Source organism: Microcoleus sp. K4-B3, assembly GCF_036704615.1.
In the GTDB taxonomy this organism is placed as follows: domain Bacteria; phylum Cyanobacteriota; class Cyanobacteriia; order Cyanobacteriales; family Microcoleaceae; genus Microcoleus.
In genome coordinates this window covers 25,684-41,029 of the sequence record NZ_JAUBSF010000006.1, presented here as the reverse complement: position 1 = coordinate 41,029, position 15,346 = coordinate 25,684, and the positions used below count along the sequence as shown (strand labels likewise).

The window sequence follows — 15,346 nt, the reverse complement described above, 5'->3', positions numbered from 1 at the left end:
CAGTCAACAGTCTTCCCATTATCCATGTCCTATGCCCCATGCCCCATTACCCCTCTCGGAGTGTTTTATGTCAGAAAAACCACCAAACGAGCCAATGATTTTTAGCCGCTTTTCCGACTGGTGCAGGCATATTGACAGTCTTTCAGAATCGGCAAGGCACACAGTTAAAGTGTTGTTGAAAAAGGCTGGCACTGATGACGCTGAAGCAGCGGAGCAGATGCTTTCAAGCCTGACAGAACTGGATCTCAACAGCAATGAAATTACCGACATCAGTTCCCTGGGCTCACTCACCAATCTAACAACGCTGTATCTCAAGGACAATGAAATTACTGACATCAACTCCCTGGGCTCACTCACCAATCTGACAGCACTCAATCTTAAGGACAATGAAATTACCGACATCAGCTTCCTAGGCTCGCTTACCAATCTGACAACACTGCTTCTCAACTGGAATAGAATTACCGACATCAGCTCCCTCGGCTCGCTCACCAATCTAACAACGCTGTATCTCAACAGCAATGAACTTACCGACATCAGCTCCCTCGGCTCACTCACCAATCTGACAGAACTGATTCTCAGCGACAATCAAATTACCGACATCAGCTTCCTAGGCTCGCTTACCAATCTGACAATACTGATTCTCAGCGACAATCAAATTACCGACATCAGCTTCCTCGGCTCCCTCACCAATCTAACAACGCTGTATCTCCACTACAATCAAATTACCGACATCAGCTTCCTCGGCTCGCTCACCAATCTAACAACGCTGTATCTCAACAACAATCCAATTACCGACATCAGCTTCCTCGGCTCCCTCACCAATCTAACAACGCTGGATCTCCACTGGAATAGAATTACCGACCTCAGCTTCCTCGGCTCGCTTACCAATCTAACAACGCTGGATCTCCACAGCAATGAACTTACCGACATCAGCTTCCTCGGCTCCCTCACCAATCTAACAACGCTGGATCTCCACAGCAATGAACTTACCGACATCAGCTTCCTCGGCTCCCTCACCAATCTGACCACACTCCATCTCGGCAGCAATGAACTTACCGACATCAGCTTCCTCGGCTCCCTCACCAATCTAACAATACTGACTCTCTACCACAATCAAATTACCGACATCAGCTTCCTCGGCTCCCTCACCAATCTAACAATACTGACTCTCGACAACAATGAAATTACCGACATCAGCTTCCTCGGCTCGCTCACCAATCTAACAACACTGACTCTGTGCAGCGCTCGAATTACCGACATCAGCTTCGTGGGTTCGCTCACCAATCTGACAGAACTGTCTCTCTACGGCAATGAAATTACCGACATCAGCTTCCTGGGCTCGCTCACCAATCTGACCACACTCCATCTCTTGACTGAAATTACCGACATCAGCGCCTTGCGATCGCTCACCAATCTAACACAACTGTCTCTCTGTGGCAATTTCATTGCCACAAAGATCGTGTTAGGCGAACTCGCACAGAAACATCTTGCTCTCTCGACTAAGCCAATTGATGTTGAAAAAGCCATTGAAGCAATCAAAGTTGCCTATGCAGCTATTGGTCTAGAAGAACCTGAAATTATTATTTGCAGCAGTCCGCGCGACGCTTATCTTCAAATCTTCAACTTGCTAAAAAGCGATCGTTCAGAAAACTGCTCAAACGAATGGTCTTGGAATAGAGCGGGGCAAAAGCTAGACGGGAAATGGATGTCCTCATCGATTGTGGGAGAATTTGCGAGTCCGGAAGTGTGGCGGTATGAGCTCGATTATCGCATGACCATCGAGTCCGAAGCAGACAGCACACTGAGTTTGCTAATGAGCCAATTGGTTGACGAATATGCGCGATCGGAACCAACTATAGAGCATGATTTTTCCCATTCTTTGTACGACCTGACATCCCCTGAAACCCCCACGACTTTGCTTAAAGAAATCTATTTGACTGAACTTTATATCTCTTCATCAGGCATCAATATCTCCCAAAAGGCACAAGAAATACATCACTGCCAAAAGCTGCTTTTCGAGGATTGCGGTTTTATATTTCCCTTTGAAAAAAATTGCTTTGTGTGCGATCGCCCCCGCCACCTTCGCTTTGACAGTCAAAACCGCTTGCACGCGGAAGGAGAACCTGCCATTGAGTTTGCGGATGGATGGAAATTTTACTATTATCACGGCGTCAGATTGCCTGAAGAATACGGCAAATTCCACCCAAATCAATGGCAATCGCAATGGCTTTTAACAGAAGAGAATGCCGAACTTCGGCGAGTGTTAATTCAAGGAATTGGTTACGATCGCATTTGTCAAGACTTGTCAGCAGAACAAATAGATAGTTGGCAGGAATATTCACTATTAACAATAGATCATGCCGATGTCGAGCCGATTTGTTTGTTAAAAATGACTTGTCCGAGTACGGGATTCATTCACGCTTTGAGAGTGCCGCCTAACTTGACATCTGCTAGGGAGGCAATTCGCTGGGCAAATTGGGATATCGATCCAGAGGAATTTTCCGTGCAGACTTGATATAGAGCCTTTCTCAGGTAAATTATATCAATTCCGGTAACACCGGAATGATATAAACGCAGGACACGGCAGTGCCGTTTCTCTACCCCGATTAATTGTAGGGAAACGGCACTGCCGTGTCCTGATTGTGGGTAATAAAATTCCGATGCTACCGGATTTGATATTAGATGCTCGTGGGCATCGGGCATAGCAGATATAAAAGCCTTTGAATTTTTAATTTCTCAACGGGGCTGACAATTCATTGAAGAACGGGCTAGGCTAGTTGTAGACTTCTATTTCCATGCCAGGAATGCACCGATAAAACTTCATTCACCCTCCAAACATGGCAAAACAACTAGCAATAGAAACTCGCGGGCTGACGAAACAATTCGATCGCCATATAGCTGTCAATGACATCGATTTGCAAGTAGCAGCCGGCGAAGTATGCGGACTGATCGGCCCCAACGGTGCCGGCAAAACTACTTTGCTGCGGATGTTGGCGGCGGCTGAGGAACCGACTACAGGGGAAATTTACATCAATGGAGATAGGTTATTGCGCGATCGATCGCACCCGATTCTCAAACAGCGCATCGGCTTTCTTCCCGACGACTTTCCCCTCTACGACGACTTGACTGTTTGGGATTATTTAGACTATTTTGCCCGACTCTACAACCTCCAGCAACCGCGCCGACGAGAGCGAATCAACTCCGTTTTAGAACTCGTGCAACTAACCAACAAGCGCAACAGCTTAATTTCCACCCTGTCGCGGGGGATGAAACAGCGCCTGAGTTTGGGGAGAACTATTATCCACGAACCGCTATTGTTGTTGTTAGACGAACCCGTTTCTGGCTTAGATCCGATCGCCCGAATGCAGTTCCGCGAAATTATCAAAGTCTTGCAAGAAGTCGGCATGACCGTAGTCATATCATCTCACGTTCTCAGCGACTTAGCCGAACTTTGTAGTTGGGTGGGTATCATGGAACTCGGATATCTGGTCGAAAGCGCACCCTTACAAGAACTTTACAAACGCCTCAGCCGCCAGCAAATTTTTATGTCGGTTTTAGGAAATAAATTAGCAGCGCTAACATCGGAATTAAAAAACTTTCCTTGGGTGGAAAATTGGGCAATAATCCGGGAAACTCAACAGGTGTGCGTTGATTTTTCAGGAAGCCCGGAAGATGCGGCAAATTTATTACGCGAACTCGTCGCGGCCAAGATTCCCCTAACCGAATTCCACTGCACTCAAGAAGACTTAGAAACCATCTTCCTCAAGATGGGACACCAGCAAGCATCCTAATTTGCTAGTTTCCCTCGTTACAGAAGTGGAAACCACGGCTATTTGTGTCAACAACCAGGTTATACCAATTTTTTATGAGGCTGCATAGAATCCGATCCCCCCTAACCCCCCTTAAGAAGGGGGGAACTAGAAGCACTCAAAGTCCTCCTTCTTAAGGGGGATTTAGGGGGATCGAAACTTCGATACAAACGAGAGAGACAGTGAATTATAACTGAGTCATCACCCATTCCCAATAACCAATAACCAATAACTAACAACCAATAAACCATGACACTCCACTTACTAGACAAAATAGGCAACTGGAATCCCCAGTTATTTCGAGAAATCAAAGGCCGCTTGAATACTGGCAATATGGCGATCGTCTCTGCCCTTTCCCTAAGCGCTCAACTGCTGCTGTTGATGTATTTCAGCGCCCAGATACCCGTTTCCCCTGCTAATGGCAAGTACACTTACCCCATCCATCACAGATTTTGCTTAGAGACTGCCAATTCCTATGAGAAACAGTGCGTCAGAGATGCCTTGGGCAACTTTGCCATTAACTGGCCGAACTGGTGGCTGGAGATATTCATTTGGCTGAGCATATTGAGCGTGTTAGCTTTATTAGTAGCAGGGACTTATCTGCTGGTCAGCGACTTAGACAAGGAGGAACGCCGCGGCACCCTCAACTTTATTCGCCTCAGTCCCCAATCTGCCAAAACAATTTTTCTCGGCAAAATTCTGGGCGTCCCTATTTTACTGTATTTAGCAACAATTCTGACAGTACCGCTGCATTTGTACGCTGGATTAGCCGCTCAAATACCCCTGAATGAAATTTTATGTTTCTACACAGCGGTTGCAGCTAGCTGTGCTTTATTTTACAGCGCTGCGATGCTATGTGGATTGACAACCAGTTGGTTGGGAGGATTTCAACCTTGGTTGGCTAGCGGTACGGTTTTTGTGGTGTTTGGGATTTCTTGGTTCCCGCTCACGCGAGCTGCTTGGGATGTGGTACATTTTTTGTCTCCCCTTGCTATCCTGAGATATCAGCTTTTTCTAGTTAATAAAACTGATTTCGATTCGTTAGTTGAAAACTTAGACAAGTTGCAATGGTTTTACTCGCCAGTCGGTACAAATATTGCGAGTGGCCTTGCTTTGTCTCTCTTGGTTTGTGGTATAGGAACGTACTGGATGTGGCAGGGATGGCAGCGCCGCTTTCCAAATCCCAGTGCTACAGTTTTGAGCAAGCGGCAAAGTTATTTGCTAGTTATCTGCTGTCAGGTAATATTTTTAGGGTTTGCACTCCAATCAGACGCCCCAGACAACGCTAATCTAATCTGTTTACTTATCTTGAATTTGCTGATGTTCTTAGCTTTAATTGCAGCTTTAACATCTGACAGACAATCTTTGTACGATTGGGCGAGGTATCGCCAACAAATCGTTCCCAGCAGTCACAAGTTGTGGCGGCGCTACCCGCTACTCGATTTAATTTGGAGCGAAAAAAGTCCGGCTGTAGTTGCGATCGCGATCAATTTCCTCAGCTCAGTAATAATTTTAACACCTTGGGCGCTGTTGGAAAAAAATGATATAAACGGATTTTGGGGTGTAATTTGCTGTCTGAATCTCATCCTAATTTACGCAGCCATCACCCAACTATTCCTATTTGCAAAAACTCGAAATCAGGAAATTTCTGCCGTTCTCACAATCGGTAGCGCTATCTTGTTGCCACCTCTGATTTTATCTATGCTGTCGCTGACCCCAGAAAAAGCTCCTATTTTGTGGGTGTCTTCAATATTTGGCGTTGGGTTTTCGCCGTTTCTGACAGCCGCGTCAGGAAATACCATTTTGCTATCCATACTCAGTCAGTGGACTGTGTTGCTGTTGTTGAATCTCAAATTGCGATCGCAACTGAGACTCGCAGGGCAATCAGCTTCTAAAGCACTGCTGAAAGCGTGAAAAAGCAGGGGAAGGGATCGAACGTGAAACTCCCATTCAGGCAGGGGCTTAAACCCCTGCCTGAAAGCTTAAGTCGTCTTCAGACGACTGTTCGACTAACTTATTATGCCAATTCCGCATTTATACTCCACTTTATATTGAGCGATGGTGGTCGCCGCTACACACACAAAGCCCACCTTCGCAGGCTTTAAGATTAAAGTTGAAAAATAATTTCTGACTGTACCGATCCAAAATTATAGAGTCAGCGTATATTACTAATGAACGCAGTACAAAGTTTCATAGGTTCGCACCGCTAAAAATTTCAGCTTGCCTGTTTGCAGTTGAGCTGCGATCGCGCTTGGCTACACAGCAAACTATAAAATAGGGTTAAGTGATCTGTATTTAGGAGTGGGTTTATTTGAATCGGGGGGCAGGTTTATATCTCATTTTAGCTGCGTGTAATACTTTTATTGCAACCCACCCCTAAAGCCGAAAATAATAAAAACTATCCTAAAAGTGCGAATTTGTGATATTTTGACTGAGAATACCGCCGCCGTTAGGCCACGGAAGTATCAAAATTAGAGGGTGATTAGAGCATGGCAGAAATTAGAGACACCGCGCAAGCAAATTTGCTAGCAGGAACTTCAGAAGATGACCTGATATTTGGTTTGATGGGCAATGACACCATTGCCGGAAACTCTGGTAATGACAGCATTTTTGGAGGTAAGCAAAGCGATTTAATTGATGGCAATTCTGGTCAAGATTCGATTTTTGGCGATTTAGAAAACGATAATATTAACGGCGGAGAAGGTAGCGATTTTTTAGTGGGCGGGAAAGGCAGGGATTCCATATCGGGCAACTCCGGCAATGATGTTTTGTCGGGCGATCGAGATACCGATCTCCTGATAGGCGGAGACGGGGCAGACGTATTTGTTTTGAGGCGCTACGCTGAGGCTGACCCTTTCCGTACCAGCGGCGGTGTTAGTTTGGCAAATGCTGACGCGATCGCCGATTTTGCAGTCGGTACAGATTTAATCGGTTTGGGCGAAGGTGTCAGTTTTAGCGACTTAAATATTCTGGACGCTGGAAACGATACTGTTATTCAAGACCGGGTGACTGGAGAATTTCTCGCTACTCTCAAAGGGGTGGGACAAACTTCGATTAACCAAGCAAATTTCACTAATAATATTGGCAGCATTGTTCCCAATCCCCCACCTCCAGCGCTGACAACGGCTTATGCTTTAACTCCTGCTAATCGGATTGTCGGTTTTAGTCTTTCCAATCCGGGAAGTGTGATCTCAGATTTGCCCGTGACTGGATTGCAGCAGGGAGAAAGTTTGCTGGGAATTGATTATCGACCGGCTAACGGTGTGCTTTACGGTGTGGGTTCTAGCAATCGCTTGTATACTATCAATCCGAGAACCGGGGAAGCCAGTCAAGTCGGTAGCGGGCAGTTTGCTGTTCCCCTAACTCCGGGGGCTGCGGGTTTTGATTTCAATCCGACGGTCGATCGAATTCGGTTTGTCAATCAAGCCGATCAAAACGCCCGCCTCAACCCGGATACGGGAGGAGTTGTGGATTTTGACACGCTGGCGGGGGGAATTCAACTCGACGGGAATTTGGCTTACCGGACCGGCGATCGCAATTTTGGAAGTTCTCCAGCGGCTGCTGGGGCTGCGTATGTGAATAACTTTGCAGCGGGAACTTCGACAACGCTGTTTGTAATTGACAGCGATTTGGATGTTTTGGTGCGACAAGATCCGCCGAATAATGGAGTGTTGAATACGATCGGATCTTTGGGAGTTGATGCAACTAGCATTCTCGGCTTTGATGTCAGGAGTTTTGGCGGCCGCGATGTCGCAGTGGCGGCACTGGAAGTTGGGGGCGTTTCGGGCTTGTACAATATCAATTTAAGTAGCGGTCAAGCTTCCTTTGTCGGTCAAATTGCCGACGGGAGACAGATTAACGGTTTGGCTTTGCCTTTGCCTACAGCTTACGCCTTAACTGTCAGAAATGGCGCCGAAACAATTGTCGGTTTTAATGAGGCGGCACCGCGGGCGATTCTCAGCGACGCAGGAGTTACGGGGTTGCAGCCGGGAGAAAGTTTGCTGGGGATTGATTTTCGCCCCGCTAACGGTGTGCTTTACGGTGTGGGTTCTAGCAATCGCTTGTACGCCATCAATCCGGTGACTGGGGTTGCAAGTCAAGTCGGTAGCGGGCAGTTTGCTGTTCCCCTAACTCCGGGGGCTGCGGGTTTTGATTTCAATCCGACAGTCGATCGAATTCGGTTTGTCAATCAAGCCGGTCAAAACGCCCGCCTCAACCCAGATACCGGGGCAATTGTCGATTTTGACACGCTGACTGGGGGAATTCAACTCGACGGGAATTTGGCTTATGCTGCGGGCGATCGCAATTTTGGCAATCCTCCGGCGGGTGTGGGGGCTGCGTATGTGAATAACTTTGCAGGGGCAACTTCGACAAGGCTGTTTGCAATTGACACAAATTTAGACGTTCTGGTGCGGCAAGATCCGCCGAATAATGGGGTGTTGAATACGATCGGGTCTTTGGGAGTTGATGCTGGTACCGTTCTCGGCTTTGATGTCAGGAGTGTTGGCGGTAACGAGACGGCTTTGGCTGCGATCGAGGTTGGCGGAGTTTCGAGCCTGTACAATATCAATTTGACGACCGGTCAAGCTTCGATTGTCGGTCAAATTGGCGACGGGCGAGGGATTAAAGGCTTAGCACTGACTTTGATTTAACTGCTAGATTCCCAGCAATTTTAGGCATCAATTATGTAGTTTTTAGGTGGGAAATTGAAAACAAGTCAACTTTTCTACTATCTCAAATTGTCAGTCTAAAATCGTTTGGGCAATTCCCAATTCCCAATTTGAGGTAACATATTATTTTGACAACCAAGATAAGATGTTATCTCAAGTTTTTTACTTGCTACGTTCCCGCAGTGACGGCAAATATCTCTCCGCGAATCCCAATCCAGATTCGGCCGTGAGTTACCTGCTGATGTTTAGTGAAGACTATGACGCTTTGAGTTATCTCAACGCCCACGCTGCTGATGTTGCCGATCGATTCGGAGTAGAATCGATTTCCGGTTCTCAGGTAAAAAAGCTACTCGAACGTTGGGGATTTAACGGTGTGGGGGTTGTTCAAGACCCGCTGTTACCCAATATTGAGTTTTTATTGACAAAGGATTGACAATTCACAACATTTGCGCTTCACCCGGTTTCTGGAAGAAATCGGGTTTTTTGGTCAAGTTTTTAGGCGATCGCCCGATCGAGTTTGTAGAGTTCTATGCCCCATATTTAGTGGAAATTGTGAAATTTGTCAAGCTTTCACCCTAAATCTGATTCCTGTTGTATATTCGTAGTCTGTTGATTTATTCCCACACGTCAGTACACAACCTATGGTTCGAGAATTAGAGCGATCGAGTGCCAGCGATCAACGCAACCTGTCCGATTTCCCCGAAACAGCACCCGCAGCCAATCCAGTATTTTTCAGGACTTACAGCCGCCGTACCGAGACGGGAAGGGAGACTTGGGCCCAAGTGTGCGATCGAACAGTCAAGGGGCTGCAAAAGCTGGGAAACCTCACCCCCGAAGAAACACAACTGCTGCACCGGATGCAAAACCAGCTCAAAACCCTCGCTTCAGGCCGCTGGCTGTGGGTAGGTGGCAGCAAATGGATCGAGCAACCAGAGAATTTTTCCGGCGCATATAATTGCTCCTCAACAAATATTCTCGACTGGCGTTCCTTTGGTTTGTTGATGGATTTGGCAATGATGGGCTGCGTGCGACTCGTTGGCTAGAAACCAAACCTCACAAGGGTTTGGGGGATTAGCCGCAAGGTAAGTCTACCAATAAAGGTAAGAACCTTGACAACTTGATAGTCATGTTGGTGACATCGAAATAGATAATGTCAGTACAGCACAAGCCATACAAATATCTAATGGTAAATCTGGAAAGCATATAAATATCTGATGAAGTCCAGCCCCCTAAGTGCAAGGGTGAAAGCACTTTCCCCACGGTAGCGACTAGCCATCAATCCGTGAAGCGGGAATGAACGGTGGTAAGAAGTCAGTCCAGACTTCGACTCCAACTAGCAAGAGAGCATGGTTAGCGAAAGCAAATCTACGTCTGAATCATCGTGATCATATAAAACAGCCTAGTGGACTAACAGGCTGTGCCAAAAGGCAAGGATAGAGTGACCCCAATAGCATCCGTTGTGGTCTGCACCACTCGCAATCCCGGTGAACAGTAGAAACCTAAACTCTCAACCAATGACTATCAGGAACGAAGTAACCACATAGTTTCTCTCAGGAGGTCGATACCTGAGTAGGTGCTAACCGGATGAGCTATGTGGCGAGATTGAGTCAGAAGCTAATGCCTGCGGTAATTCGTAGGATATGCTGACGGACTCACGGAAAACAGATATATGTAGGTACAAGTAGCAATGAAAACGACTAAAACGAGTTTTAAGACTACGGCGGTATGGAACAACATCAACTGGAAGAAAATTCAGAGGATGGTGTTCAAGTTGCAAAAGCGCATACATAAAGCTGCTCAACGTGGGGATGTCAAAGCAATGCGACGACTCCAGAAAACCTTGATGAAGTCCTGGTACGCTAAGCTTCTAGCAACGCGACAAATAACCCAAGACAACCGAGGCAAGAAGACAGCGGGAATAGACGGAGTAAAATCCCTCAATTACGCTCAACGTTTGGAACTAGCAAAAAATCTAAAGATTACCGGGAAGGTCAAACCAACCCGAAGAATCTGGATTCCTAAGCCAGGGACAGATGAAAAGCGACCCCTAGGAATTCCCACAATAACAGATAGGGCTTTACAGGCATTAGCCAAACTAACCTTAGAACCACAATGGGAAGCCTACTTTGAGCCAAATAGTTACGGGTTTAGACCAGGGCGAGCAACACATGATGCCATCGAAGCCATCTACTTAGCTATCCATTGCAAAGCTAAGTATGTCTTAGATGCAGATATCTCTAAATGCTTTGACAACATTGACCATCAAAAACTGCTGAGCAAAGTAAACACCTATCCCTCCATGAAACAGTTAATCCGTAGCTGGCTAAAAGCTGGATATATGGATGGGCAGAATATATTCCCAACAGAAGCAGGTACACCACAAGGGGGAGTTATCTCTCCGCTACTGGCAAACATTGCTTTACACGGAATGGAAGAGGCTATTAAGGAATATGCGAACACCCTACCTACTCGTAGGAACCACGGGAAAAAGCAAAACCGGAATGCCCTCAGTTTGATTCGCTATGCAGACGACTTCGTGCTTATTCACGAAGACATCAATGTTGTATTAGGGGCAAAAGCCGTCATTGAAGGTTTCTTAAAAGACATCGGCTTGGAACTAAAACCAAGCAAGACTATAATTTGTCACACCTTTGAAGAATATGAAGGGAAACAACCTGGATTTGATTTCTTGGGTTTTAACATACGACAATTTCCAGTCAACGATGGGATGAGCGCTAAAGCACCCAAATCAGGAAAAATCCTGGGATTCCAAACAATCATCCAACCCAGCAAAAAAACGGTACAACGTCACTATAAGGCTATATCTGACATCATCGATTCCCATAAATCCGCACCACAAAAAGTGCTAATTCAGAAACTCAACCCCCTCATTCAAGGATGGGCTAACTATTACTCATCTGCTTGCTCAACAGATGCTTTCAGAGATTTGAATCATCTGATTTATACCAAGCTAACATCGTGGGCGAGATACAGGCATCCTAATAAGGGTGCTGAATGGGTAGTTGAGAAATACTGGACAAAAGTAGGTGGGGATAACTGGGTGTTTGGTTATATCAACCCAGACACAGATGAAAGATATATCTTGTCAAAGCATACATGGACTAAGATTGTTCGCCATATCAAGGTTAAAGGCGATGCTTCACCATTTAACGGTGATTTCGTCTACTGGGGTTCAAGAACTGGGAAGAGTAAAGAAATTCCCTCTTTACTCGCCAAAACCTTGCACAAGCAGAAAGGAAAATGCGCCCAATGCGATCTAACTTTTACAACGGAAGATCAAATTGAGCTTGACCACATTCTACCAATCAGCTTGGGCGGGAAAAAGAAGTTCGAGAACATTCAAGCATTGCATAGACATTGCCATGACCAAAAGACAGCCAGAGATGGCAGTCTGAGCAGTTCCTATAACAAAGGTATGTTTTCTGAGGAGCCGGATGAGGTGAAAGTCTCATGTCCGGTTCTGGAGACGAGTAGCACTCGCGAGGGTGTTGCTTAGTTTAATGGCACTGGGGCAGTCTTGGAACCACAATATATCAACCAACTGCCGCCGATTCGCAACCGTTTAACCCTAACCATGCAAGGCGAAATAGGCTCTACACCCGCCCAGTTGCGCCGTCAAGAAACAGAAGTAAAAATAGCAGAAAAAACCGCAACTATTTATGTCGGAGATTCTCGCCAAGGTTGGGTAAACTCCTATCAAACTTTGCTGGAATTATCCACAGATGAAAGATTTGCAGGAGAAGTTCAAGTATTCATCGATTTGAGCGACGTTCGCCCGGTGGGAGAACCTTTAAAAGGTTTTGGGGGAGTAGCAAATCCCGTGAAATTGCCCGACCTTTATCAGCGCTGCGCCGCAATTTTGAATAAAGCTTTAGGGCGGCAGTTAAATTCCGTTGAATGCTGCGTGTTGATAGATGAAGCGGCGGTGACAATTGTTGCTGGCAATATTCGCCGAAGCGCGGGAATTCGTCAGTTTTCTTTCGATGACGAACTAGGGGCAAATGCTAAAAATAATTTGTGGCAGCAAGATGATAAAGGCAACTGGAGAATAGATCCAGAACGCGATGCCCTTCGGATGGCAAACCATACGCGAGTTTTCCATACCAAACCTACACTAGAAGAATGTATTGATGCTGTCCGCAAACAGTATTACAGCGGCGAAGGTGCGATTCAATGGGCCGGCGAAGCTGTAGCTCGATCTAACGTTGATTTACTTTCAACACCGAGTCTTAAACTTGAGTTTTTGAAAGCTTACGACGAAGGAAAAGCTAAAGATTGGTTGCAGGAACGCCATCCTAATATGACTGCGGAAGAATTAGAGCATCGGTTAGTCCGCATGGGCTTAAACCCTTGTGGTGAAATCATCGGCTCTAATTTTCATTGTGTCAGTGGCGACACTCTGCTAATTACTAGAGACGGACTGCATAAAATAAAGGACGTTCTTGGAACTGAAATTGAGATTTGGAATGGTAAAAGATGGAGCTGCGTCACACCATTTAAGACAGCGAGTGATACTTGTAGCGGGCGACGCAAACTTTATCGTGTAAAGTTTGGTGATGGTACTTATCTGGATGCGACAGAATATCATCGCTTTTTTGTCAAGGATCGCTTTGGTAAAGTTTACAGAGAAGTTCAAACCAAAGACTTGATGGATACAAGTCGATATAGCATTCATACTGAACCTTTTACAATTCAGTATGAAGATGGCTTGAATATCGATTCAAGTTATGCTTACACTTTGGGAGTGGCTGTAGGAGATGGAACTACCGACAAAAATGACAATGCGAAAGTTCGACTTTACGAACAAAAAATGGCATTATCAGTAGCAGGAAATAAGTCTCCTGAAAGAAGCTATGACTATTTACCTGCTTTTACCGATGTAACTAACTTGAGCTTTTCTGGAGAGTTGCTGAAAAGTTTGAAAGTTAACCCAGAAGCACTAAATGTAATTGCGAGCTGGAATCGGCAAGCAATTTTACATTTTATTGCTGGATTAGCCGATACGGACGGCTCGAATACCCACAGTAATGGTATCAGAATTTATATTTCTGACCGCGCTCGCGCTTTCAGAGTTCAGTTACTTTTGACCAAATGTGGTATTCGTTCGTCGCTAAATCTTTGCGCTCATCAAGGGTCAATTACTAATTACGGTGTCCGAAGTCGGGATTTGTACTACTTGCAAATTACTGACTGTGGTGAAATTCCTTGTCAGCGGTTAGATGTGAGCAAAGGGACGAATGCTAAACACAAAGGTAAATGGCAAGTGGTCAGAAGTGTCGAAGAATTACCAGGATTGCACGATACTTACTGCTTCAACGAACCAGAGTTTCATAAGGGAGTTTTCGGCAATACCCTAGCTGGAAACTGTAATCTTTCTGAGGTTCACCTCAATCAAATTGACCCTTACAATTTCAAAGAACAGGAGGAAGCTTTCAAGGCGGCGGCTCTATCTGTCGCGGTACTTCTCAATCACAAATTTCTTGAACCCCGCTATCAATACAGCCGCGAACTAGACCCGATTGTCGGCGTATCTTTCACGGGATTGTTCGATTTCTTCGTTCACGCTTTTGGCGTGGAGTGGCTGCGCTGGTGGGTGGAAGGCCGCCCGCAAACTCCGCAAGGAATCGCTTTTAAACAGCGGGAAGAAGAGTATTTGACTGGTTGGCGCGAGATTGTGAATCGGGTAGTATGGGATTATTGCGATCGCCATTCCTTAAAACGCCCAAATCGCTGCACAACCGTTCAACCATCGGGTACTAAATCTCTGCTGACAGGTGCTTCCCCCGGCTGGCATCCGCCGAAAGCCCAGCGTTTTATTCGCCGAATCACTTTCGGCAAAAACGACCCCGTAGCCCTCGCCTGCATCGACTACGGATACAACGTGATTCCGTCTCAATCTGACAAAGATGAAAACGGCAATTTGTTGAACAATCCCTTCGACGAACGCTGTACAGAATGGCTGGTAGAAATACCCGTTGCGGTAAGTTGGGCTGATTTAGCCGGTGCTGATGAAATTGACATTAATAAGTTCTCAGCAGCGGCACAAATGGACTTTTATATGCAGGTGCAAAAGTTCTATGTCAGACATAACACTTCGGCCACGATTGAACTGCGCGAAAATGAAGTGGAAAGTTTGGGCACTCGGATTTATGAAGCGATTCGCGATGATGAAGGCTACATTTCCGCAGCGCTTTTGGCTCGCTTTGATGCTCTTGAAACTTTCCCGCGTCTGCCCTTTGAACCGGTGAGCAAGGAAACTTACACCAAGATGGTGGAAGAGACTTTAGCGCGCCGCGAAATTGATGTTTTTCACGCGGCACTGAGTCGCTATGACTTGGGTGAAATGATGGATTCGGGGCCGGCGGGCTGCGATTCTGATAAGTGTCTGATGCCGGAGACTAAGACTATGTAATAGCGTTTAATGAAATCCCCCAAACGGGGGATTTTTTTATCTTTAAGTGCAGGTTCACCAAAAATCGTAGGGGCGGATTTTACCAACAATAATTGCCTAAAATCAATCATCTCGTAAACCCGCCCTGGCGTTGTATGGTGCGTCAGACTTTGGTTATGAGGCGATGATTGAGGGTTTCGCCTCTGACGCACCCTACTAATTTAGGACTTACGCATGGGGGCCCAGAAACCGGGTTTTTTACGAAAAGACGCGTTGCAGCCCGTACACTCGGTAAAAAACCCGGTTTCGAGGAGTCGGAGTGCGATCGCGAACTGAGTTTATTATTTGGCGACTGGAAATCGCATCTACACAAACTTTTGTGCCTCTCTAAGAGCCTAAGAAATGAGGAGGATATTTAAGCCTGATTTGGTATCATAGAGTGAAGTTGTGCTGAA

The 15,346-nt window shown here is 46.1% G+C and carries 8 protein-coding genes and 2 pseudogenes; all 10 read left to right on the top strand.

What is annotated here, in order from left to right:
- Positions 1-31 precede the first annotated feature (31 nt).
- A pseudogene (locus QUA78_RS32760) lies at positions 32-1,390 on the top strand (leucine-rich repeat domain-containing protein); the annotation flags it as partial.
- 621 nt (positions 1,391-2,011) lie between these two features.
- Positions 2,012-2,515 (top strand): annotated as a pseudogene (locus tag QUA78_RS32755) (DUF6745 domain-containing protein); the annotation flags it as partial.
- Positions 2,516-2,837: 322 nt separating this feature from the next.
- Positions 2,838-3,791 (top strand): ABC transporter ATP-binding protein, encoded by a 954-nt coding sequence (locus tag QUA78_RS05060; RefSeq protein ID WP_333301808.1) that lies wholly within the window; start codon positions 2,838-2,840, stop codon positions 3,789-3,791.
- 267 nt (positions 3,792-4,058) lie between these two features.
- Entirely contained in the window at positions 4,059-5,723 is a 1,665-nt protein-coding gene (locus QUA78_RS05055) for a hypothetical protein (protein WP_333301809.1), read from the top strand.
- A gap of 575 nt (positions 5,724-6,298) precedes the next feature.
- The gene (locus QUA78_RS05050) at positions 6,299-8,461 is read left to right on the top strand and encodes a DUF4394 domain-containing protein (RefSeq protein ID WP_333301810.1); all 2,163 of its coding nucleotides are present in this window, start codon (positions 6,299-6,301) and stop codon (positions 8,459-8,461) included.
- Between the two features lie 163 nt (positions 8,462-8,624).
- Entirely contained in the window at positions 8,625-8,912 is a 288-nt protein-coding gene (locus QUA78_RS05045) for a hypothetical protein (RefSeq protein ID WP_333301811.1), read from the top strand.
- The gene (locus QUA78_RS05040; protein WP_333301812.1) at positions 8,909-9,058 is read left to right on the top strand and encodes a hypothetical protein; all 150 of its coding nucleotides are present in this window, start codon (positions 8,909-8,911) and stop codon (positions 9,056-9,058) included. The genes QUA78_RS05045 and QUA78_RS05040 overlap by 4 nt, the downstream gene beginning before the upstream one ends.
- Positions 9,059-9,120: 62 nt before the next feature.
- The gene (locus QUA78_RS05035; protein ID WP_333301813.1) at positions 9,121-9,522 is read left to right on the top strand and encodes a hypothetical protein; all 402 of its coding nucleotides are present in this window, start codon (positions 9,121-9,123) and stop codon (positions 9,520-9,522) included.
- A 644-nt stretch (positions 9,523-10,166) separates the two neighbouring features.
- Positions 10,167-11,996 (top strand): group II intron reverse transcriptase/maturase, encoded by a 1,830-nt coding sequence (gene ltrA / locus QUA78_RS05030; RefSeq protein WP_333301814.1) that lies wholly within the window; start codon positions 10,167-10,169, stop codon positions 11,994-11,996.
- A gap of 21 nt (positions 11,997-12,017) precedes the next feature.
- Positions 12,018-14,912, top strand: coding sequence for a ribonucleoside-triphosphate reductase, adenosylcobalamin-dependent (nrdJ, locus tag QUA78_RS05025; RefSeq protein ID WP_333301815.1), 2,895 nt, complete (start codon positions 12,018-12,020; stop codon positions 14,910-14,912).
- The last annotated feature ends 434 nt before the right edge of the window (positions 14,913-15,346 follow it).